A 23,296-nucleotide genomic window follows, 5' to 3' on the forward strand; every position below is an offset into this window, starting at 1 on the left:
ACATCAGCCAATCCGTCCGGTCAACGCCGGTAAACGCGGTAAGGTAATGAATGTGCTCCCTGCTACGATTGTCTCTGTGGACCGCGTTACCACCTAGCACCGCGTAACGCGCCAACGTACCGCACAAAATCCTAGCACAAGAAGCGCCACAGAGCCCCATGCGGACCAGAAAACCGGGATAAGTTACACTGCCCATACACACGATGCGGAACACCACCGGAAGGAGCACGCATGGCGGCACCAGAGTTACCCGTGGAGATCATCCACGCCATTAACCTGTTACCCCTGGAAACGGCGCCGATCACCGAGTCACTTGCTGCCACCTGGGCCACCCTCGCTGCTGAGGAACAGGCGGAGATCCGCCGCCTTGGACCTTCTTTTGCTGCACATTGGGTGCATATCGCTTGTGTCAGCCCCTTCGCGCGCCAACTTCTCCTACGCCATCCCCACTGGTTGCTGCGCCTCGCAAGGGGGGGCAGGCACAGCGACCTTGCCACCTCCCACGGACTCACCAGCGAGGTCTTCCTTGCCGATCTGCGCCAGTACCGCAATGCCCGTATGATAGAAATTATCTGGCAGGATCGTCAGTCCGGCGAACATTATTCAGAAACCGTAGCGGCCCTCAGCGAACTGGCCGAAATCTGCCTGCAACACGCTTATGCTTATGGCGTGGCGATGCTGCGCCAGCGCCACGGCACCCCCCGCAACAACGACGGTCAGGAGGTGCCTTTCACCGTCCTCGGCATGGGCAAGCTGGGCGGACGCGAACTCAACCTCTCCTCCGACATTGACCTCATCTTCTGCTACGGCGAGGGCGGCGAGACCGATGGCCCCAGCCCCCTCGACAACAGTGCCTACTTCCAACGCCTCGGTCGCTGGCTGATTCAGGCCCTTGATCAGCGCACGCCCGACGGCTTCTGCTTCCGCGTCGACATGCGCCTGCGCCCCTTCGGAGATGCCGGCCCCCTCTGCATCTCCGCTACCGCCATGGAGCAATACTATCAAGTGCATGGCCGCGGCTGGGAGCGTTACGCCTTTATCAAGGCGCGCCCAGTCGCGGGTGACGTCACCTTTGGCCAGATTCTCCTCGACACCCTGCGCCCCTTTGTCTATCGCCGCTACCTGGACTACACCGCCCTCACCGGCCTACGGGAAGTCAAAGCCCTCATGGATGCGGAACAGGGTGGCAGCAGCAACGACATCAAAAAGGGCCAAGGCGGCATCCGTGAAATCGAGTTTGTCTGTCAATCCCTGCAAATTATCCACGGTGGCCGCCAACCCGCCCTGCGCAGCACCAACACCCTGGACACCCTTGCGGCCATCGCCAGTGCTGGACTTTTGCCTGCGGACGATATCGACCAGCTTCGGCATGCTTATCTTTTTTTGCGCAATACCGAGCACTGCCTGCAAATGGTCGATGATCAGCAGACCCAGCAACTACCGCGCTCGGAACTGGAATGGCAACGCCTGGCCTGCAGCATGGGTTTCACGGATGTCATCACCCTGCGCGAAACCCTGGACACCCTCCGCCAGCGGAACCACATTATCTTTCAGCGCATCCTGGCCTCCGGGGAGGATGACCGCCAAGGTAAAAACGGCAACGGAGAGAAACTCTGGCAACGCGCCCAGACCGGCGCGCTGGAAACCGCTCCCAGCGACCTGCTCCAGGTCCTGCACTGCATAGAACCGGAAGTTGTATGGACACGCCTTTGGCGTTTCGCCCACAGCCGCGATGTGGCCAGCCGCCTCTCTACAGAAGGACGACAACGCCTCAACCGCTTGCTTCCCCTGGCCCTCGACCTGTGCAGCGCCCAGCCAGACACCGACGCCTTGTTACAACGCTTCCTCACCCTCATTGAGGCCATTCTGGGGCGTGCCAACTACCTTGCTCTGCTTGCGGAGAATCCGCCGTACCTCATACGCATCGCGGCGTTACTGCATAGCCCCTGGCTGGCACAGGAGCTGGCACGCTTCCCCATCCTGCTGGATGACGTGCTCAGCGATACCATCATCAGCCCCGAGCACTGGCCGCAGGCCCTCGCTGCACAATTACAGCTTGCTGAAGATATGGAAGAACGGATGGATGCCCTGCGGCGCTTCAAAAATACCGAAGTCCTGCGCCTCGCCGCCGCCTTCTGGACGAACCAGCTGCCCGTGGAAACGCTGCTCCCCCAACTCAGTGACCTCGCCCAGCTCACCCTGCAAACCGCATTGGCCTGGGCTGAAGCGGAAATGCAGCGCCGCCACGGCTGCGTGCACTCCAGCAACGGCCAAGCGGCCCCCTTCACCGTTATCGCCTTTGGCAAACTGGGTGGCCGGGAAATGGGCTTCGCCTCCGATCTCGACCTGGTCTATCTTTACGATGCCCCCCTCGACGCCGAAAGCGATGGTCCTGCCCCCCTCGCGGCGTCCACCTGGTTCGCTCGTCTCGGACAACGGCTTATTCACATCCTCAGCACCCTCACCCGTGCTGGGTTGCTCTACCAGATCGACATGCGCCTGCGCCCCAGCGGGCAGTCCGGCCCCCTGGTTACCACCCTGGACGCCTTCAGCCGCTATCAGCGCGAATCCGCCTGGACTTGGGAACACCAAGCCCTCACCCGCGCTCGCTGGATCGCTGGCGATGCGGCGCTCGGCGCCCGTTTCACCAGCCTGCGTGCGGAAATTCTCGGCCAGCCGCGCATTCCAGAACCGTTGGCAGAAGACGTCCGCGCCATGCGGCAGCGCATTTATCGGAGCAAAATCATTGCCCAGGACGCCTTTCACCTCAAATTAAGCCCCGGTGGCCTCACAGATATCGAGTTTCTCGTACAATTTGCTATGCTAGGGGCTTGCTCCCAGCAGCCGACTCTATGCCAGGATACCGGGACCGCCGCAGGGATAGCCGCACTGACGGGCGCGGGCATCTGGAGCGCGGAGCAGGGGGCCGTCCTCGGCCAAGCCTGGCAACGGTACCGTCAGGAAGAAAACCGGCGCTGGCTGAACTTGCAGGACAACGAAATCCGCGCCGCAGATATCCCGGATTGGGAGGCGCTGCAAGACGCAGCGCATGGGGTGCGGCAGATTTGGCAGGAATTCATTGGCAGTTATAGCGATTAAGGAGATGTGACGATGTCCATGGCGGAACGCGACGGTTTTATCTGGTTTGACGGCAAGATGGTTCCCTGGCGGGAGGCCACCGTGCATGGTCTCACCCACAGCCTGCACTACGGCATGGGCTGTTTTGAGGGCGAGCGTGCCTACGCCACCGCGCAGGGCACCGCCATTTTCCGCCTGCCGGAACACACCAAACGCCTCTTCAACAGCGCCAAGATATTGCAGATGGACGTCCCCTTCACCCAGGACCAGATTAACGACGCCACCAAGGAAGTCATCCGTGCCAACCATCTGGAGTCGGCCTACATCCGCCCCCTCCTGTTCTATGGAGCTGAAGGCATGGGCCTCTCCGCCAAGGGACTCAAGGTCCATGCGCTCATTGCCGCCTGGAGCTGGGGCAGCTATTTGGGCCAGGAGGCCCTGGAAAAGGGTATTCGCGTCAAGGTGAGCTCCTTCAGCCGCCACCATGTCAACGTACACCTGTGCAAAGCCAAGGCCACGGGCAACTACATGAACTCCATGCTGGCCCAGCGCGAGGCGGCCTCCTGCGGCTATGACGAAGCCCTGCTGCTGGATCGCGAAGGCTACGTGGCGGAAGGTTCCGGCGAAAATATTTTCATGATCCGCGACGGCATTCTTTACACGCCCACCCTGACCAGCGCCCTGGAAGGCATTACCCGCGACACCATCCTCAAGTTCGCCCGCGATGCCGGTATCCCTATCGTCGAAAAACAACTGACCCGGGACGAATTCTACATCGCCGACGAAGCCTTCTTTACCGGCACCGCTGCCGAAGTGACCCCTATCCGCGAGATCGACAATCGGATCATCGGCGAGGGCTGTCGCGGCCCAGTCACCGAGCTGCTGCAAAGCCGCTACTTCGATACCGTGGCCGGGCGCCGCGAGGACCACCCAGAATGGCTGCACTACGTTGGCTGACCCCATGACCGGCCCCATCAAGTGCTGTGACCAGAGCCATACCGAGGTGGAGACCAAAGACCTCCCCCTCTGCTGCCCCACGCCCGGCATGAGCCGCTGGAACGGGCACCCCCGTGTTTTCCTCAAGATTGAAGAGACCGGAGAAGCCCGCTGCCCGTATTGCGGAACCCTTTACGTGCTTAAAGGCGGGCCATTAAAGGCGGCGGGGCACTGAAAAGCATCAGCATGGTTGCTCTAAGATCTCGGCAGCCACTGCAAAAACGCCTCTGGGCCTAAATACCCCTCCTGCTGCGCGGCTGTTTTGCCATCAGCGGCGACGGCGATGAAGGCCGGGGGACCTACCAGATTGTAACGTTTCAGGAGGGCGCGGCTGGCGGCGTCATCCTGTGTCACATCCACGCGGATCAGATCTCGCCCCTGTAAAGCGGTCTTCACCCGCGGATCAGCGAAAGTAACTCTATCCATGCGCACGCATTCCACGCACCAGCTTGCCCAGTAATCCACCAATATGGGCTTGCCTTTGGCCTGCGCCAGCGCATTCTGCAAAGCCTCCGGAGTTTTTACCACCGTAAAATGCGGGGCTTCAGCCCGGTTTTCCGGCTGCGCCGACACGGCTGTTGTAAGGCGCGCCAGAGGTTGCAGGGGATCACCGGCACCGCTGAGCGCTCCAATACCCATGACCAGACCATACGCCAGCACCACTATACCGAAGCCTTTCCAAAAACGACGCCATCCCGAAACGCCTGCGGCCACTGCATCCAGCGCGCCGAGATAGATGGCGCTGATCACTGCCAGCGCTGCCCACAAGGCCAGACCAACCGGCCCAGGCAGCACCCGCGCCAGCAGCCAGATAGCGACGCCCAGCATCAGTACACCAAAAACCGCTTTGACGGCATCCATCCAGGCGCCAACTCGCGGCAACAAATGGCCCGCGGAAGTGCCAATGATCAGCAAGGGCACGCCCATCCCCAGGCTGAGGACGAAGAGCGATAGCCCACCAAGAAAAACATTCCCCGTCTGCGAAATAAAGAGTAGCCCGCCCGCCAGAGGCGCCGCTACGCAGGGCCCGACAATCAGCGCCGACAGTGCGCCCATAACAAAGGTACTCAACAGATCTCCACCCTTTCCCATGCCCGCCAGGCGCGTCTGGATACTGCTCGGCATTTGCAACTCGTAAAAACCAAACATGGACAGCGCCAGCAGCACGAAAATAAACGCAAAAGCCCCCAGCACCCAGGGGCTCTGGAAGGCCGCCTGCATATAGGCCCCGGTCACCGCCGCGAGCACTCCAGCAATCGTGTAAGTCAGCGACATCCCCAGCACATAGGCAATAGAAAGCGCAAAGGCGCGTGACCGCTGCTGGCCGCGCCCCGCCTCTTGCCCGACAATCAGCGCCGAGAGAATAGGGATCATGGGGAAAATACACGGCGTGAAAGCCAAACCCAGTCCGGAGAGAAAAAAAAGCCCCAAAGTCAGCCAGAAGCGATCCTGCAAAGCCGCTGCCAGGACCCCGGCGTTACTCGAGTGGCTGACCGCAGCTGGCGCGCTCACCACTGTTGACGACTGCACGACGGGCGCCACCGGCGGTGCCACAGCCTGCTGAGTCAAAGCCAACCTGACTGTTTTGACCTGCTCAGGGTAACAAACACCGGCATTCGCGCAGCCCTGATAAGTGGCTTTTAATTCAATGAAAGCGGGGACAGTTCCCTGGACGGTGAAAGGCACCGTGAGGGTATTTTGTCCTTCCAGGACCCGCATTTTGCCAAAGGCCGGGTCGTCCAGCATCATCCCTGCGGGCAAGGTGTAATGGCCGAGAATAATGCTGTCTGGCGCCGCGGAGAATTTTATCCGGTCGCGGTAGAGGTGGTACCCCGGCGCCACATCCCAGCGCAGTTGCAGCTGGTCGTGGCCGCTCAGACTCGCTGCAAAGCGAAAGGCCTGGCCCGGCGTCAAAAACGGGGCCGCATGCGTAAAGGGCAGCCAGAGCAGTAGCAGGAACCCGCAAATGGCACTCCACATCAACGCGCTCCTGACCCAAATAGCCCTACTCCCTGCTCCAGTACGCATACCTGCATCGCTCCTCGCCACTCTATTACCTCTGCAGACATTTTCCGCAAGTTATTCGTTCCTCAAAGCGGCAAGAACTGCGCCACCGCGCTGAGGATACAGGCTCCTAGAAAGAAATCCCAGCAGCGTGGAACTTTCTGCGGACCTTGCTCTCTAATCCCTTGCAAGCGACTGTAGATTGTTGCGAGCGCATGTTTCTTCCTCCTTTGGTGGTTTTTGGGCGGGCCTCACGGTTCCGCCCTTCTTTTATCCGACCGGTCGGGATGTAATTTGCCAACACTTCTGTCTTTTGCTAATATATCAACTGCAGTTAGTAACTGACTGCAGCGCATGTTTCTTTCCTCCTTTGTGGTTTTAGGGCGACTTTAGTCGCCCTTTTTTGCGCGGAGCAGACAATGTCCCCCTCAGCCGAAAGACCTTTTACCCTGGTTCACCCCAACGGCGACCGCGTTTGCGGGCTCATTCACGAAACCCATACCGACCCCGTCGGCGTCTTCTTGCCCGGCTTCGCCTCCAACATGGAAGGCTCCAAATCACAGCTCCTTGCCCGCAGCGCGCAGGCACAAGGCTGGTCCTGGGTACGCTTTGATCCACGCGGCGTCGGGCGCTCCGACGGCCCCTTTCAGGCACTGACCCTGTCCCGCTATCTGGCCGATCTGCAATTGATCCTGCACATGCTAGAAGATCGCCCGGTACTGCTGGTAGGCTCCAGCCTGGGCGGCTGGCTGGGCACCATCGCCGCCACCCGCTGGCCAAAACAGATCCGCGCTCTGCTGCTCATCGCCCCCGCCTACAACTTTATTCAGGATATCTTCCGGCGCCTGCCCGCTGACGAACAACAAGCCTGGCAGGACACTAACCTGCGCTGCTGGGATGATTCTCATGGCCTCGGTGCACTGCACATGCGGTTCGATCTGGTAGCGGACAGTTGGCGCTACGACTTGTTGCGCTTCCCCCCCTATCTGCATTGCCCCGTAGAAATTCTCCACGGCAGTGCCGACAAGGCCGTACCCCTTGCCCTCAGTTATCGCTTCGCCGCCCGCGCCCATGCGCCGGAACTCGTTATCCGCCCCCTGCCGGGGATAAACCATCGCCTGCAAGGCGCCGATAGCGTGCTCCTGCGCAGCCTGCAATCCCTCTGGAACCGCATTTCCTAAGCAGAACCCCCGTGACAGACGCGCCCCTTGACAGAACATTTTCAGCGCCTATGATTAGCACTCGATGGGTGCGACTGCTAACAGCGCCCAGGATGAAGTCATCCACTAACTTGTATAAAACGAGGAAATGCTCAATGAAATTGCGTCCTTTGCATGATCGCGTCGTCATTCGTCGCCTGGAAGAAGAGCAGAAGACCGCCGGCGGGATCATCATTCCCGATACCGCCAAAGAAAAGCCTGTGCAGGGTGAAGTGGTCGCCGCTGGCCATGGCAAGATTCTGGAAGACGGCAAGATTCGCGCCCTCGACCTCAAAGTCGGCGATCGCGTTCTGTTCGCCAAATACGCCGGCACCGAGATCAAGGTGGAAGGCGAAGAACTGTTGGTGATGCGCGAAGACGACATCATGGCGGTCGTCGAGAAGTAAGCATTGCTGAATATCCCAACCATTTCTACACATTTTGAGGAGTATTTATGCCAGCTAAACAAGTAGCCTTTGCTGAACATGCCCGCGAGAAGATGTTGCGCGGCGTTAACGTGCTCGCCGACGCCGTCAAGGTCACCCTGGGTCCCAAGGGCCGTAACGTGGTGCTCGACAAGTCTTTCGGTGCCCCCACCATTACCAAGGACGGCGTCTCCGTCGCCAAGGAAATCGAGCTGGCTGACAAGTTCGAGAATATGGGCGCGCAGATGGTGAAAGAAGTCGCCTCCCAGGCTTCAGACGAAGCTGGTGACGGCACCACCACCGCCACCGTTCTGGCCCAGGCGATCATTCGCGAAGGCCTCAAGGCCGTCATCGCCGGCATGAACCCCATGGACCTGAAGCGCGGCATCGACAAGTCGGTCATCGTCATCGTCGAAGAGCTCAAGAAGCAGTCCAAGCCCTGCAAAACCCAGAAGGAAGTAGCCCAGGTCGGCACCATTTCCGCCAACTCTGACGACTCCATCGGCAAGATCATTGCCGAAGCCATGGAGAAGGTCGGCAACGAAGGCGTCATCACCGTGGAAGAAGGTTCCGGCCTCGCCAACGAGCTGGACGTCGTCGAAGGTATGCAGTTCGACCGCGGCTACCTGTCCCCCTACTTCGTCAACAACCAGGACAAGATGGTTGCCGAGCTGGAGAATCCTTACATCCTCCTGCACGACAAGAAAATCTCCTCCATCCGTGACATGCTGCCCATCCTGGAGCAGGTCGCCAAGTCCAGCCGTCCCCTGCTGATCATTGCGGAAGACGTCGAAGGCGAAGCGTTGGCCACCCTGGTGGTCAACACCATGCGCGGCATCATCAAGGTCGCTGCGGTCAAGGCGCCGGGCTTTGGTGATCGTCGCAAGGCGATGCTCGAAGACATGGCCATCCTGACCGGCGGCCGCGTGGTCTCCGAAGAGATCGGCATGAAGCTGGAGAGCACCACCCTCGCCGATCTTGGCCAAGCCAAGAAAATTGTCATCGACAAGGAAAACACCACCATTATCGATGGCGCTGGTCAGCAGGCCGAGATCAAGTCCCGCGTTGAGCAGATCCGTCGCCAGATGGAAGACGCCAGCTCCGACTACGATCGCGAGAAGCTCCAGGAGCGGGTCGCCAAGCTGGCCGGTGGCGTTGCCGTCATCAAGGTCGGTGCCGGTTCCGAGATGGAAATGAAGGAAAAGAAGGCCCGTGTCGAAGACGCCCTGCATGCTACCCGTGCGGCCGTCGAAGAAGGCATCGTCCCCGGCGGCGGTGTGGCGCTGGTCCGTGCCCGTCATGCGCTGGAAGGCTTCAAGACCGCCAACCACGACCAGGACATGGGTGTGGCCATCATCCGTCGCGCCATCGAAGAGCCATTGCGTCAGATCGTCGCCAATGCCGGCGGTGAGGGCAGCGTGGTGCTGAACAAGGTTGTCGACGGTAAAGACGGCTACGGCTACAACGCCGCCACCGACGAATATGGCGACATGTTCGAGATGGGCGTCATCGACCCGACCAAGGTCACCCGCACCGCGTTGCAGAAGGCCTCCAGCATTGCTGGCCTGATGATCACCACGGAAGCCATGGTCACGGAACTGCCGAAGAAAGACGACAAGTCTGGCGGCGACATGGGTGGTGACATGGGCGGCATGGGCGGCATGGGTGGTATGGGCGGCTTCTAAGCCCTTACTCCCCGACGTCTGTAGCGTCAGAAAGCCGGCCCTTCGGGGCCGGTTTTTTTTACGCCTTTCCTGTTCATGCTGCAGATCCTGCTGAAATATGTGCCGATACCGCCCGCGACAGAGCGGTCGGGCTTGTCCAACAAACCGGTCTCAGATCGTGGCTAGGCACGACCTAACCTTATTCGTTAGGCTCTAGTCTGCCAAATGGCGGGGTCTCTACCGCTATGAAATACCGCCAAGACAACAATGCGATGTTCCTCCGCGCGAAAATAAATGCTGTATGGAAAACGATGCGCGACGACACGCCGAACTTCTTCGCGAACAACGGCAAACTGGAGAGGATGTTTAGATGCCAGCGACACGCAACGATCAATCTCGGCAATGAACTCAAGGGCAGGGCAAGGCCAATTCGCTTGGTCTCATGCCACGCACTTGCTTCGATGAACTCTGCACTCGCGGCCCGATGAAAAATAACAGGAAGGCTCATTGCCTGATTTTGGCAAGAGCAGCAGCCTTTACTTCACTCCAGGGAACTACATCATCAGGGTTGGCAAGATGATCTGCGCGGCGGCGGTCGAGTTCCGTTGTCTGCGCTTCAGTCAGCAATGGCGTGGCACCACGATTCACAATACCATCCCAGATGGCCTCAACCAATTCGATCTGCTCGTCAATGTCGAGTACACGGGCTTGCTGTAAGAGTTGTGTGTTCATGATCTGGACTCCATTCAAAACTAATGAGGCGATTTTAGCGTGCGTCGCTGCTCCATGTCGGACGTATGCCCGATCATCCCAGATACACCACGCCTCATATCCGGTTTTTGTTCATCCCCCCGCAGCTTTGGATTCAGCTTCCTTCAGCCCTTGCTTCGCGACAACGCCCTTGCCGTTCTCCTAGCCTTCGGCTCTGCAAAAACCTGGCCCCATGACTCGCACCCGGGTAGTTACGTACCACGCCGCCCCCGGCACACACGCGCGAATTCAGGGGCGCGCCGCTTTTGGCACGTCCATCTCCGGCATGGACGTAGCATAAATCAAGGCCAACATTAAGGTAAAGGTGGCCGGCCCAACAAACGGTTCAGATCGCGGCTTCGCACGATTTAACCTTATTCGTTAGGCCCCACTCGGCAGCCGCTTGGCCAGGAAAAGAGAACGAATTTCATAGCCCAGTTCCTCGTACAGGTGGAGTGCGTGGGCGTTGAAGGCCCAGACATTCAGGCGGACTTCCGAGCCGCCATGTTGAGCTACCCAGTCTTGGGCCAGTTTCATGAGCGCAGGCCCGATTCCTTGGCCTCGTCTCTCTTCTGTGATGCTGATGCTACCAACGCGACCAAAGCGCATGGGCTGCAGCAAGGAGTGGGACTCATTCGCCATGCTGACATTGACAAAGCCAAGGACTTTGCCATCTTCTTCCGCGACGAAAGTGATTGCGGAGTCCTTGCCGATGCTATTCAGCCAGTGCGCAGCGTCTCGATCATGTTTGCCCGGGCCGGCAAAGACATCTGGGAAGGCACGGTGATGCACTGCATTCACTTCTTCACCAAGAGTGCAGATGCTGGGTAGATCGTCTGGTGTGGCTTCTCGATAGCGCATAGATGGTTCTGTGGGGCCTAACGTAATTTAGGCAGCATACATACCACACCATCCACGTCGCCTAAATTCTTTACTGGCGACTCACAACAAGCATATACGGCCATTTGCCCCCCAAATGTACTTTTATGGCATCCTCATTTTTATCGGACGCAGACAACGGCCAGCCTGTTTTTCCCCGCCCCAACCGCGTCGCCCTAGTGCGTCAGGGGACCCCGAAAACACCTGCTACCCATCCGCATCGTGAGTACGCACTTCTGTCTTGGAATCTACAATGGTTCATAGCATTACACAATCCAACCCGTGACTCTGCAGTATCGAATTTTCTTGGAAGACACCGACCACCAAGCTACCCACCCCCCTTCCCCTGTGGCAGAATGCGCATAAAAGGAGCATTCATGACCCACACCGATAGCCACAGCAGCACCTACCCCCTCCACATCAACGGGGTGCAGCGCGATCTCCCCCTTTTTAAAGTGCAGCCGGATCTGGCCATCGCCGTCCTCAACATCCTCGGCGATACGGAACTGACGGAGGCCGCGGCCCACGCGCTGAACGGGCGCATGGCGGAACGCTCTTACGACGTGATCGTCACCGCCGAGGCCAAGAGTATTCCCCTGGCCTACGCCCTGTCGGTGCACAGTGGGCGTCCCTATATCGTCCTGCGCAAGAACTACAAGTCCTACATGGGCGAGGCTTTGTCCACCGAAACCCTGTCCATCACCACCGGCAAGCCCCAGACCCTGTATCTGGATGCCAAGGATCGCGCGGCAATCCGCGGCAGGCGGGTGGCGCTGGTCGATGACGTGGTCAGCACCGGCTCTACCCTGGCTGCTATGCGCGCGCTCATGGTGCAGGCTGAGGCGGAGATCGCCGCCGTCGCGGCCATTTGTACGGAAGGCGACGCCACCCACTGGTCGGATGTGATCGCCCTGGCGCACCTGCCACTCTTTCCGCTCTCCGCGTAAGGACCGGCCCATGTCCACTCCATCGGTTCATGTCCTGACGGCGCGCCAACGCTGCGATCTGGAGCTGTTGCTGACCGGCGCTTTTGCCCCATTGGAAGGTTACCTGGATGCAGCGGACTGGCAGTCCGTGCTACAGGATATGCGTCTGAGTAATGGCGCGCTCTGGCCTATTCCCGTAGTGCTCGATGTCAGCGAGGCACTCGGCCGGTCCTTGGCGGCAGGGGACACTTTGCGCCTGGAGCGCAGTGATGGCACGCCCCTCGGGTCCGTTGCCGTCAGCGCCTGCTATCGTCCGGATACACTGCTGGAGGCCGCGGCGGTTTATGGGACGACCGACTCCAGCCATCCGGGCGTGGCCGAGTTGCTGGCGCGCGGCCCTTACTATGTGGCGGGGCGCGTGTCAGCCTGGGATGCGGACACCCTGACCCGCGCCGCGGCCGTCGAATTTCCGCCCGAGTATCAGACCCCGGCCATGCTGCAAAAGCACTGGAGTGGTACGCACCCCGTGGTCGCCTTTCAGACGCGCAACCCGCTGCATCACGCCCATATTGCCGTGACCCAGGCCGGGCTGGAGCAGGCCGGGGCAGGCGCCCGTCTCCTGCTGCACCCGGCCATCGGCCCCACCAAACCCGGCGATGTGGAGGCATCCTACCGCATGCGGGTGTATCGTGCGGTGCTGGGCCATTATCCCCAGGCAACCGCCCTGCTCTCGCCCCTGCCCCTGGCCATGCGCATGGCCGGCCCGCGGGAGGCGCTGTGGCATGCACTGATTCGCCGCAACTATGGGGCTAGCCATTTCATCATCGGCCGCGGTCATGCCGATCCGGGTGCACCGGCGGGCGGTCTGTTCTACCCGGCCTTTGCGGCGCAAGAGCTTTTTGCCCGGCATGCCAGTGAGATGGGCATCACCGGCATTTTTTTGCCCGAGTATGCGTATTCCCAAACCCGGCGCCGTTATGTACCGGTGGAAGAGGCCAACGGCGAGGCCCTGGCGGGCATTTCCGGTACAGAGCTGCGGCGGCGGCTGGCCAGCCGGGAGGACATCCCCGAATGGTTCTCCCCGCCCGAGGTCATTCAGATATTGCGCCAGGCCTACCGTGGTGCGGACCGGCGCGGACTGGTCATCTGGTTTACCGGCCTGTCTGCCAGCGGCAAGAGTACCCTGGCGGGAATGCTGGCCCGCGCTCTGGAAGCGGGTGACGAGCGCGCCGTGACCCTGCTGGATGGCGATGTGGTGCGGCGTTTTCTGTCCAAAGGCTTGAGTTTCAGCCGCGAAGACCGCGATGAGAATATCCGCCGCATCGGCTTCGTCGCCAGCCTGGTGGCGCGCCATGGCGGCATTGCGGTGGTCGCCGCCATTTCCCCCTATCGTCAGGCCCGTGCCGATGCGCGTCGTCTGGTGGAAGAAGCCGGTGGTCTGTTTATCGAAGTGCATGTCTCCACCCCGCTGGAAATCTGTGCCGAGCGCGATCCCAAAGGCCTTTATGCCAAGGCCATGCGCGGCGAGATCACCGGCTTTACCGGCGTGGACGACCCCTACGAGGCACCGGAGCATGCGGAATGTGTATTGGACGCCAGCCTGCAAAAGCCGCCGGCCGCGCTGGCAACACTGATGGGCGTGCTGTGCCAACTGGGCGCGGTGACAGATAAGCCGGTCGTGATCGAGGCGCGCAAAGAGGCGTGATCACGTTGCCAGTGCGCGCGGTTTAGCTTCGACAGATGGATACTTTGCAACTCGCCGCCGCCGCCCAGTGTCTGGACCGCCAGCTCGCGCAGCAGGCCATCCAGGGCATCAGCGACGCGCCGGGCGGGATTTATCTGCACACCGCCAAGGCGCATATCGCGCTCATCGTGCAGCGTGCCCCTCTGGGGCTCTGGCAGGACCCGGCATTCCATAAGCCGGGTGCCCTGACCACCTGGAGCAGCCCGCTCAACCAGCGTTTAGCCGGTTTTCGCATTCAGCGCATCAGCGTGCCCTGGGCGGATCGCATCGTACGCATGGATTGCCGCCGCATCCATATCAGCAAGCGGGTGGACCAGATCAGCCTGGTTGCCGAATGCTTTGGCGGACGCGGCAATATCGCCCTGCTCGATGCGGCGCAGCATATTCGCTGGGCCTGGCGCTGGGACAGCCTCGACGGGAAGGCCGCGCCGCGCTTCCTGCCCGGCGTGGTGTATGTACCGCCGGAAGACAGCCTGCCCTTTGACCAGCCCTTACCGGGTGCTGCCGCCTGGCTGCGCCGCGTCGCACCCCGTTATCGCCCGCAGCACACGGCCGAGCAGCAGGCCATGCAAGAGGCATGGTCGCAGCGGTTAGATCCGTGTGCGTCCTGGTGGCGGTCTTCGGCGGAGGTCGATAAATCCGTCCTCTACCCCGTGCCCCTGCCCGACTGGGCACCGCTGCAGGAGATTCCGGCACAGGAGGCGCTGCGCTTTGTGCTCCCCGCCGCACACCCGGAACCCTCAGCACAGGAACGTGCGTTCGCCTTGCAGCGGGAGCGTCTGCAACACCGCATCCAGAAAATGCGCCAGGACATGACGCGCTGGGAGGACCCGGAGGTGTATCGTACCCAGGCCTTCGCCCTCTTCGCCCTGCCCGACACGATGGCGTCAGACACGCAGATCAGCGCCCCGGACCACACCAGCGCAACGGGTACGCTCCTGACTATTGCCGTAACACCGGGCAAGTTTCTGCACCAGCAGGCGCAGTGGTATATGCAGCAGGCGCAACGCAGTCAGCGCGCACAGCGGGAAATCACCAGCCGCCTGCAAGAATCAGAGAAGCTGCTGGAGCGACTGGTGGGTAACGAACCACAGCCATCGCCCGTGGAAGGCCCGGCAACCCAAGCGCGGCTCGTGTCAGGAAGCCCGGCCCCAAAAGGGAAACCGGAGGATGCCACATTCAGTCAAACCGTCGTCGACGGCTTCACGATCCTCTGGGGTAAAAATGCCCGGGAGAATGACCGCCTGACCTTCCGCACGGCTAAGCCCTGGGACCTGTGGTTTCATATTCAGGATTTAGGCGGCAGCCATGTGGTGCTGCGCCGGGAGAATAGTCAGACACCGGTGCCCGAGCCGGTGCTCGCCGCCGCCGCGCGCATTGCCCTGCAACAAAGCCAGTCCCGCGCCATCAGCGGCGAGGTGGACTGGACGGAAATCCGCCACGTCCACCGTAAACCGAGTGGCGGGCCCGGACAGGTGACCTACCGCCACTTCAAGAGCATCCGGGTACGCCGCGACGGCCACCATAGTAACTTATAGAAAAAAGCCCAGGCCCATAGCTTGGGCCTTTTTATCCCTGTTTTTATTTTGCTCCCGATGTTACCCCAATGCCTTCCGCGCGTTCACAAAAACCTGCATCCATGGCGTAGCCTCACCCCACTCCGGCGGCCGCCAGCTCATCTGCAGGCTGCGCACCACCCGTTCGGGATGAGGCATGAGGATGGAGACCCGGCCGTCCTCGTTGCAGAGGCCGGTAACACCTTGCGGGGAGCCGTTGGGATTGGCTGGATACTGCACTGCGGGTTGTCCCTGGGCATCCACAAAACGCATGGTAACGGGCGCTGCGACCGACTGATCTCCGGCGAAGCGCGCCTGCCCTTCGCCGTGGGCGATAACGATGGGCGCGTAAGTGCCCGCCATACCCGCGAACCACAGCGACGGCGAATCCACGACCTCGACCATGGCCAGTCGGGCCTCGAACTGTTCCGAGCGATTGCGCGCAAAATGCGGCCAATGCGCCGCGCCGGGGATAATGTCACGCAGTTCCGCGAGCATCTGACAGCCATTGCAAACGCCCAGGGCGAGGCGCGAGGTATCGGCAAAAAAGGCGGCGAAATCGTCCCGCAGACGGTCATGGAAAAGGATCGATTTGGCCCAGCCCGCACCGGCACCCAGCACATCTCCGTAGGAAAAGCCGCCGCAAGCGGCCATTGCCTGGAAATCCGCTAAGCGATGACGACCGGCCGCAAGGTCGCTCATATGCACGTCCACGGCGGTAAAACCGGCACGATGGAAAGCCGCCGCCATCTCGATCTGACCATTGACGCCCTGCTCCCGGAGGATCGCCACGCGGGGCCCGGCCCCGGTCTGAATCATCGGCATCTGCGGGGTAAAGGAGAGATGGGAGAACAGCGGCGCATTCTCGCTGGCCACCAGAGCAAAAGCCTCTTGGGCGCAAAGCGGATCATCGCGCAGGGCCTGCATCCGGTTACTGGTCTCCGCCCAGACACGCAGTAGATCAGCGACCGCTTCATTCAGGACGGATTGGCCGTCCTGCTGTACTTGTAAACGCCAGTGGTCGGTCTTTACCTGACCAATGACCTGAGCCCGTCCAGCGAGGACGGCATCGGCAAAAATCTGCGTGATTTGCGCGCGCCGGGCGGCCGGGGTCTGGATGACCACGCCCGGTTCCTCGGCAAAAAGGAAGGACCAGCTATCCGCCTCCGAAGGCAGTTGAATGTCCGCCCCACAACGGCTGGCGAAAGACATTTCGCAGAGCGTCGCCCAGAGGCCACCGTCGGAACGGTCATGGTAGGCCAGCACCAGTTCCTGCATGCGCAAAGCCTGCAATGCAATGAACAGGCCGCGCAGCAACTCCGGGGCATCCAGATCAGGCGCCGTATCGCCCATCTGCCCCAAAGTCTGGGCCAGGATGGAAGCGCCGAGCCGACCACACCCCAAGTCCACCAACCAGAGATCGGTATCTGGTTGGGCAGACCACTGGGGGGTCCAGCTCTTCCGCAAATCTGCCACGGGCGCGAAGGCCGAGATAATCACCGACAGGGGCGACACGACGGCCTTTTCCACACCCTCCTCTCGCCAGATAGTGCGCATGGACAGGGAGTCTTTGCCCACCGGGATGGCAAGGTCCAGCGCCGGACACAGTTCCAGTGCCGCAGCATGTACCGCGTCATAGAGCGCCGCATCTTCTCCCGGATGGTCTGCCGCCGCCATCCAGTTGGCCGAGAGCTTGATATCCCCCAGCGCAGCCACATCGGCAGCAAACAGGTTGGTGAGGGCTTCGGCAATGGCCAGCCGGGCGCTGGCCGCGGGATTCAACACTGCCACCGGGGCACGCTCGCCGATGGCCATGGCCTCGCCGTGGGTATTCCAGAAATCCGCTGCCGTGACCCCGCAATCGGCCACCGGCACCTGCCATGGCCCCACCATCTGGTCGCGGTGAATCAGACCCCCGACACTGCGGTCACCGATGGTGATCAGGAATTCCTTGCTGGCTACCGAGGGATGGCGCAAAACGGCATAGGCGGCAGCACGCAAATCGGCACCCGACAGGTCCAGCGGACGCAAATCGGGCGGCACATGCCGACTGTCCCGCTCCATGCGCGGCGGACAACCCAGCAGAGCGCTGAGGGCCATATCCACCGGCCGGTCATGGAGCAGGGAGTCCTCCAGAATCAGGGCGTCCTCCGCCGTGGCTTCTCCCAGGACCGCCCAGAGGCAGCGCTCGCGGGCGCAGATCTCCGTGAAACGTGGCAAGTCTGCTGCCGCCACGGCCAGCACATAACGCTCCTGCGCCTCATTGCTCCAGATCTGCATAGGCGACATGGCCTGTTCTTCATTGGGCACCGCCCGCAGTTGCAGTTGGCCGCCACGACCACCATCGTGCAACAACTCGGGAATGGCGTTGGAGAGTCCGCCCGCCCCGACATCATGAATGGACAAAATGGGTGAATTCTCTCCCAGCGCAATACAACGCTCGATCACTTCCTGGGCCCGGCGCTGCATTTCCGGATTGCCGCGCTGCACCGAAGCAAAATCCAGTTGCTCATCCCCTGCCCCGCTGGCCACACTGGAAGCGGCGCCACCACCCAGACCGATGAGCATGGCCGGACCGCCGATAACCAGCACTTTGGCGCCTTCCGGCAGAGGCTTCTTTTCCACCAGCAAGGGGCGAATCTGACCCAGACCGCCGGCCAACATGATGGGTTTGTGGTAGCCGCGGTGCAGCCCGTCCTGATCACATTCGAAGACCCGGAAATAACCGGCAATGGCCGGGCGGCCGAACTCGTTGTTGAAGGCCGCAGCACCCAGGGGGCCTTCGCGCATGATGTCCAGCGCCGAGCGGATACGCGCCGGCTTTCCGTAAGGGTTCGACTCCCATGACTGGATATAGCCGGGAATCCGCAGATGGGACACCGAGAAGCCCGTCAAACCCGCCTTGGGCTTGCCGCCCCGCCCGGTGGCCCCTTCGTCGCGAATCTCGCCGCCACTCCCCGTGGCCGCTCCGGGGAAAGGGGAAATGGCCGTCGGATGGTTGTGGGTCTCCACTTTCATCAGAATGGCGGTGCGTTCCTCCGCTACGGTATACGCTCCCGACGCGTCCACCGCGAAAGGCTGGCTCAGCGCGCCGCCCGCCATGACCGCGGCGTTGTCCTTATAAGCGGACAAGGTGCCCTGCGGATGCAGGCGGTGGGTTTCGCGAATCATGGCGAAGAGGCTGAGGGCTTGATCCTGGCCATCCAGCCGGAAGGCCGCATTGAACACCTTGTGCCGACAGTGCTCGGAATTGGCCTGCGCAAACATCATCAGTTCGGCATCACTGGGATCGCGGCCCAAGCCCGAAAAATAATCAAAAAGATAATCCAGTTCCGCCGGAGCGAGAGCGAGCCCCATACGGTTATTGGCCGAAAGCAAGGCGGCACGCCCCTCTTTGTGCAGAGGAATGCGGGTCAGTGATGCGGGTTCCGGACGGGCAAAAATGGCCTCTGCCGCCGACCAGTCCGGCAACACCGACTCGGTCATGGGGTCGTGCAGAAGCCGGCTCATCGCCTGCAACTCCGCCGCGCTGAAGGCCGCACCGCCGACGTTGCGCAAGCGATATGAAACCCCCCGTTCAATACGCCGCACCGCCCCCAATCCACAGTGTCCGGCAATGTCCGTTGCCTTGCTGGACCATGGCGAGATGGTCCCGAGACGGGGCACCACACAGACTTCCTGTGCGTCCTCTACATGTCCTTCAGCAGGTTCCCCGTAATGCAGCAAGGCGGTCAGCACCCCCATTTCTGCCGACGTTAAAGGTGCGCCGAGATCCACCAGATGCATATGCTGAGCGACTGCGCTCTGGACGGAAAAACCCTCGGCAATGAGGATGCGTAGCAAGTGTTGCACACGAAAGGCGGACAGCGCCGCAGAGCCGCGAAGCAGCAGCATGGGATGGTCCCTCATTCAAGAAACGCGGCAGGACGAGCCAGAAGACTATCCCGCTGGAAAGATTACGATTTTATGATGCTGCAGGAAGCGGCACGCCCAAGCGGCGTGCGACTTCTACATAGGCTTCTACCACACCGCCCAGATTGCGACGAAAGCGATCTTTATCCATTTTTTCCAGACTCTGGGCATCCCAAAGTCTACAGCCGTCGGGGCTGAATTCGTCACCGAGATAAAGCTCACCGTCAAAACGCCCGAACTCCAGCTTAAAGTCCACCAGAATTAGATTCGCCTTTGCAAATAGTGCGGACAGCAACATATTGACCCGCATCGTCCAACGGCGCATGGCCTCTACTTCTTCTGCCGTCGCCCAACCAAAAGTGCGAATATGGGACGTGTTGATCATGGGATCGTGCAGCGCATCGTTCTTCAGAAAGAATTCCAGCGTCGGCGGCTCCAGAATCCGACCCTCCTCGATGCCCAGGCGCTTGGACAAGGACCCCGCGGCCCGATTCCGCACCACACACTCTACCGGGATCATCTCCAGACGGTGCACCAGACTTTCTCGCGCATTGAGGCGGCGGATAAAATGGGTCGGCACCCCCTCACCCTGCAAATACTCCATGATGAAGGCATTGAAGGCATTGTTTATCTCGCCTTTATGGGCAAGCTGCTCGACCTTTTCGCCGTCAAAAGCCGAAGTATCATCCTTGAAATACAGGACCAACTCATCGGGTGATTCGCTGGCATAGACAATCTTGGCCTTGCCCTCGTAGAGGACAGTGCGTTCACTCATCGGGGTTGTCCTTCCGGAAAGACACGGGCGAAAATGGCGTCGATATTGCGGGTGTGATAGGCGAGATCAAACAACGCTGCCAGTTCCTGCGCGCTCAGGTAAGGCTGGATCTGCGGGTCCGCTGTCAGCAGCGATTTAAAATCTGCATTCGCCTCCCAGACCTGCATTGCGTTGTGCTGCACCACCCGATACGCGTCTTCGCGCAGCATGCCCTTCCCGGTGAGCGCCAGCAGCACCCGCTGGGAGAAAATCAGGCCATGCATCTTGTGCAGGTTATCCAGCATCCGCTGCGGATAAACCACGAGCCGTTCCAGCAGAGCGCTCGCCCGATGGAACATGAAGTCCATGACGATGCAGGCATCGGGGCCGATCACCCGCTCCACACTGGAGTGAGAAATATCGCGCTCATGCCAGAGGGCGATGTCCTCCAGCGCCATACCCGCATAACCGCGCAGCAGGCGGGCGAGACCGGTCAGATTCTCGGAGAGGATAGGATTGCGCTTGTGGGGCATGGCGGAACTGCCCTTCTGCCCGGCGGTAAATGGCTCCTCCGCCTCCAACACCTCGGTGCGCTGCAAATGACGAATTTCCACGGCAATCTTTTCAATGGAACCGGCAATCACCGCCAGGGTGCCGAAAAACTCGGCGTGACGATCCCGGGAAATGACTTGCGTGCTGGCCAGTTCCGGGGCCAACCCCAGCTCCGCACAGACCGCATCTTCGACACTGGGGTCGATGTTGGCGAAAGTGCCCACGGCCCCCGACAACATGCCCGCCGACACGGCGGCGATGGCACTGACCAGACGTTGCCGATTGCGCTGCGCCTCGGCACACCAGACCGCCACTTTCAGGCCAAAGGTGATGGGCTCCGCATGAATGCCATGGGAGCGGCCGATCATCACTGTATCCTTGTGCTTCCAGGCCAACTCGACCAAAGCCCGGTACAGGCGATCCATCCCTTCCAGCAGCAGTACCCCGGAACGCTTCAACTGCAGCGCAAAACCCGTATCCACCACATCCGAAGAGGTCAGGCCGAGATGGATGAAGCGGCTGGACGGCCCGACATACTCGGCCACAGACGTCAGAAAGGCAATGACGTCGTGTTTGACTTCCAGCTCAATTTCCGCAATACGGGCGCTATCAAAAGCGGCTTTCGCCTCGATGTCGGCCAGGGCGTCGGCAGGAATCTGCCCCTGTGCCGCCAGCGCCCGGCAGGCTGCCAGCTCCACATCGAGCCAGGCCTGATATTTGGCATCCTGCGTCCATAAGGCACCCATTTCCGGGCGCGTATAGCGCTCGATCATGCTATGTCTCCATTTTTGGGAGACAGGCCCGACTGCAGCTTGTCGAGAATATCTGCGGACCATGTGGCGGCATTCTTGCCAACCCCCGGTGTCGTCTCCAGTACGCTGCCCTCATTGTTTTTCATGCGCAGCAACTTCACCTGCACCGAGACGGGTTTCTGCTTTTCCGGACTGCTCCAGATAGCCTTGATGTTGTCCCAGGTCCGCTGAAAGATGCCGCCGATGAAGCTCTGTTTCTGAGCCGCCTGCGCACCACCGCCCTGCACTTGGACATTCCACACCCCCATGCCCTCACTTTGCACGGGATAACCCAGCCCCTGCAAAACCACTTGTACTGCTGGCTGCGCCTTGGCGGGAACCGCGTTCAACACCAGATAAGGACCGCGATCATCCTGGTAGCGGGTCACTTTGATTTTCGGCATTTCTGCGAGGAGTGACCCCTGGCTCAGACGCTTCTGCACCGCTTCCATGATCCGCCGGCTGTGTCCTGCGTCGGCGGGCACCTTCTTCCACTCCAGACTGCTACCGTTGGGATCATTCCGGACGCGCTCCTGCTGGACAGAAAGCTGTTCCGCGCCATTTTCGCCAGCGCTCAGGTGAAAGGTGTATTTCTCCCGATAAGTAGGTGCTACGGTGTTCCCCAGCACGAAGGCCAGACCACTACGGAAATCCCGCCAGTTGGTAACCAGTTCACCCTGTTCAGGAGAGAATTTCGCCACCGTAGTCTTGTCTGCGGCCAGTGTCGCTTTCAGGGCAGCCCAAATCTGCGCGGGCTTCGCGGTCGTGCTCAAACGCAAATCCGCGCCGGTACCCAGCATCTGCGCGCTTACTTCCGGCAGGGTTTTTTCTTCTACCGGCTGCTGTCCGGCCGCCTCGTGGGGTTGAAACAGTCCGTAACCACCGGAGGCGGCACTATTCGCGTTCGTCGGCAATTCGCCGGAAGTCGCCGCCCCCCCAGGTGAAGTCACCGCCCCGCCCGGTATGGTAACCCCCGGCTGGGGCGCCTGGGCCAGCAGGTCCGGCGGGATCTTCAGGGGTTCCATCACCTTGGAATCCTGGTATTTAGGTCCGTTGTTGGCCTTGAAGAAGGGAATGTAGGAACACCCCCCCAAACCCAGACTGGTAACCACGGCGAGAGCTACGTAACGGCGCATGCAAGACTCCACTAAACGCGACTAGGCGCGAGAATGATTAGATACACTGCGCCCGGCGCAAACTTTCGCGCAGACGCTCATGATGGGCAGACGAAAAAGGGGTCAGGGGCAGGCGCAGAGCGGGTCCCATGCGGCCCATCTCGTGCAGGGCCCATTTGACCGGGATGGGGTTGGACTCCAGAAAGAGATCCCGGTGTAACCCCACCAGTTGCGCGTTGACCGCACGGGCGCCGACAAAATCACCAGCCAGCGCCAGATCACACATCCGCGCCATCAGCCGGGGTGTCGCATTGGCGGTGACTGAGATCACGCCACGCGCACCCAATGCCATGGCAGCAAGGGCAGCACCATCATCGCCGCTATAAACCTGCATCTGATCCCCGCACAGGGCCAGAATTTCAGCAACCCGTTCGACTTTGCCACTCGCTTCTTTGATGCCGACGATATCAGCACGCGGCGCCAGACGTGCTACCGTCTCGGGCAAAATATCCCCAGCAGTACGGCCAGGGACATTATAGAGGATGATGGGAAAGTGGCATTGCTCAGCGACCGCCGAGTAGTGTTGGAACAAACCTTCCTGAGTGGGCTTATTGTAATAGGGGGAAACCAGCAAGGCTGCGTCGGCTTTGACTTCCATGGCCGCGCGAGTGAGTTCTATAGCCTCATGGGTCGCGTTGGCCCCCGTTCCGGCGATCACCGGGATACGCCCTTTGGTCTGCTCCACGACGGCCCGAATCACCGCCACGTGCTCCCCCATTTCCAGGGTGGCGGATTCTCCCGTGGTACCGACGGCGACCAGTGCGTGCGTCCCTTCGGCGATGTGCCATTCCACCAGATCGCGGAGCGCGGTGTCATCCACCGCACCGTCCGCCCGCATGGGCGTCACCAAAGCTACCATACTGCCATGAAACATGATCCAGCTCCCGCTTT

The 23,296-nt window shown here is 60.7% G+C and carries 17 protein-coding genes and 1 pseudogene; 9 read left to right on the plus strand and 9 right to left on the minus strand.

The genetic code is table 11. The features are described from left to right. Positions 1 to 231: 231 nt before the first annotated feature. From glnE to M0P56_RS06765, 3 genes are read left to right on the plus strand one after another with little or no spacing between them, the layout of a single operon-like run. Positions 232 to 3,099, plus strand: coding sequence for a bifunctional [glutamate--ammonia ligase]-adenylyl-L-tyrosine phosphorylase/[glutamate--ammonia-ligase] adenylyltransferase (glnE, locus tag M0P56_RS06755; RefSeq protein WP_291509291.1), 2,868 nt, complete (start codon positions 232 to 234; stop codon positions 3,097 to 3,099). A 12-nt stretch (positions 3,100 to 3,111) separates the two neighbouring features. Further along, a complete protein-coding gene (locus M0P56_RS06760; RefSeq protein WP_291509292.1) occupies positions 3,112 to 4,035 on the plus strand; it encodes a branched-chain amino acid transaminase in 924 nt (307 codons plus the stop codon). Positions 4,036 to 4,039: 4 nt separating this feature from the next. Continuing rightward, positions 4,040 to 4,249, plus strand: a complete 210-nt coding sequence (locus M0P56_RS06765) for a zinc-finger domain-containing protein (protein ID WP_291509293.1) — start codon at positions 4,040 to 4,042, stop codon at positions 4,247 to 4,249. Positions 4,250 to 4,269: 20 nt separating this feature from the next. On the opposite strand, the gene dsbD is transcribed toward M0P56_RS06765, so the two are convergent. Beyond that, on the minus strand, positions 4,270 to 6,054 hold the full coding sequence (dsbD, locus tag M0P56_RS06770) for a protein-disulfide reductase DsbD (RefSeq protein ID WP_291509294.1): 1,785 nt from the start codon (positions 6,052 to 6,054) through the stop codon (positions 4,270 to 4,272). 443 nt (positions 6,055 to 6,497) lie between these two features. Here dsbD and M0P56_RS06775 point away from each other — a divergent pair, with 443 nt between their 5' ends. From M0P56_RS06775 to groL, 3 genes are all read left to right on the plus strand, one after another. Then, positions 6,498 to 7,259 (plus strand): alpha/beta hydrolase, encoded by a 762-nt coding sequence (locus tag M0P56_RS06775; RefSeq protein ID WP_291509295.1) that lies wholly within the window; start codon positions 6,498 to 6,500, stop codon positions 7,257 to 7,259. 134 nt (positions 7,260 to 7,393) lie between these two features. Beyond that, the gene (gene groES, locus M0P56_RS06780; RefSeq protein WP_288020136.1) at positions 7,394 to 7,684 is read left to right on the plus strand and encodes a co-chaperone GroES; all 291 of its coding nucleotides are present in this window, start codon (positions 7,394 to 7,396) and stop codon (positions 7,682 to 7,684) included. Positions 7,685 to 7,731: 47 nt separating this feature from the next. Beyond that, positions 7,732 to 9,387 carry a chaperonin GroEL gene (gene groL / locus M0P56_RS06785; RefSeq protein ID WP_291509296.1) on the plus strand — a complete coding sequence of 552 codons (1,656 nt, stop codon included), beginning with the start codon at positions 7,732 to 7,734 and terminating at the stop codon, positions 9,385 to 9,387. Between the two features lie 185 nt (positions 9,388 to 9,572). Here groL and M0P56_RS12375 read toward each other — a convergent pair. The 3 genes and pseudogenes from M0P56_RS12375 to M0P56_RS06795 all read right to left on the minus strand — a co-directional run. Further along, positions 9,573 to 9,773: pseudogene (locus M0P56_RS12375) on the minus strand (hypothetical protein); the annotation flags it as partial. Positions 9,774 to 9,870: 97 nt separating this feature from the next. Next, positions 9,871 to 10,098 (minus strand): addiction module protein, encoded by a 228-nt coding sequence (locus M0P56_RS06790; protein ID WP_291509297.1) that lies wholly within the window; start codon positions 10,096 to 10,098, stop codon positions 9,871 to 9,873. Between the two features lie 399 nt (positions 10,099 to 10,497). Next, positions 10,498 to 10,977 (minus strand): GNAT family N-acetyltransferase, encoded by a 480-nt coding sequence (locus M0P56_RS06795; protein WP_291509298.1) that lies wholly within the window; start codon positions 10,975 to 10,977, stop codon positions 10,498 to 10,500. 395 nt (positions 10,978 to 11,372) lie between these two features. Here M0P56_RS06795 and M0P56_RS06800 point away from each other — a divergent pair, with 395 nt between their 5' ends. The 3 genes from M0P56_RS06800 to M0P56_RS06810 are packed head-to-tail and all read left to right on the plus strand — an operon-like array spanning position 11,373 to position 15,203. Further along, positions 11,373 to 11,942 (plus strand): phosphoribosyltransferase family protein, encoded by a 570-nt coding sequence (locus tag M0P56_RS06800; RefSeq protein ID WP_291509299.1) that lies wholly within the window; start codon positions 11,373 to 11,375, stop codon positions 11,940 to 11,942. A 10-nt stretch (positions 11,943 to 11,952) separates the two neighbouring features. Beyond that, a complete protein-coding gene (gene sat, locus M0P56_RS06805; RefSeq protein WP_291509300.1) occupies positions 11,953 to 13,626 on the plus strand; it encodes a sulfate adenylyltransferase in 1,674 nt (557 codons plus the stop codon). 35 nt (positions 13,627 to 13,661) lie between these two features. Further along, positions 13,662 to 15,203, plus strand: a complete 1,542-nt coding sequence (locus tag M0P56_RS06810) for an NFACT RNA binding domain-containing protein (protein ID WP_291509301.1) — start codon at positions 13,662 to 13,664, stop codon at positions 15,201 to 15,203. 60 nt (positions 15,204 to 15,263) lie between these two features. Here the strand turns inward: M0P56_RS06810 and purL are convergent, their stop codons facing one another. The 5 genes from purL to dapA all read right to left on the minus strand — a co-directional run bounded on the left by purL (position 15,264) and on the right by dapA (position 23,279). Beyond that, a complete protein-coding gene (gene purL / locus M0P56_RS06815) occupies positions 15,264 to 19,115 on the minus strand; it encodes a phosphoribosylformylglycinamidine synthase (protein ID WP_291509302.1) in 3,852 nt (1,283 codons plus the stop codon). Between the two features lie 70 nt (positions 19,116 to 19,185). Next, entirely contained in the window at positions 19,186 to 19,908 is a 723-nt protein-coding gene (gene purC, locus M0P56_RS06820; RefSeq protein WP_291509303.1) for a phosphoribosylaminoimidazolesuccinocarboxamide synthase, read from the minus strand. After that, complete coding sequence (gene purB / locus M0P56_RS06825) at positions 19,905 to 21,212, minus strand: adenylosuccinate lyase (RefSeq protein ID WP_291509304.1); 1,308 nt, start codon at positions 21,210 to 21,212, stop codon at positions 19,905 to 19,907. Before purB ends, purC begins: the two co-directional genes overlap by 4 nt. Further along, positions 21,209 to 22,366 carry a hypothetical protein gene (locus M0P56_RS06830; RefSeq protein ID WP_291509305.1) on the minus strand — a complete coding sequence of 386 codons (1,158 nt, stop codon included), beginning with the start codon at positions 22,364 to 22,366 and terminating at the stop codon, positions 21,209 to 21,211. The genes purB and M0P56_RS06830 overlap by 4 nt, the downstream gene beginning before the upstream one ends. Positions 22,367 to 22,403: 37 nt before the next feature. Further along, positions 22,404 to 23,279, minus strand: a complete 876-nt coding sequence (gene dapA, locus M0P56_RS06835; RefSeq protein ID WP_291509306.1) for a 4-hydroxy-tetrahydrodipicolinate synthase — start codon at positions 23,277 to 23,279, stop codon at positions 22,404 to 22,406. Positions 23,280 to 23,296 lie beyond the last annotated feature (17 nt).

Source organism: Acidithiobacillus sp. (assembly GCF_023229925.1).
Lineage (GTDB): Bacteria > Pseudomonadota > Gammaproteobacteria > Acidithiobacillales > Acidithiobacillaceae > Acidithiobacillus.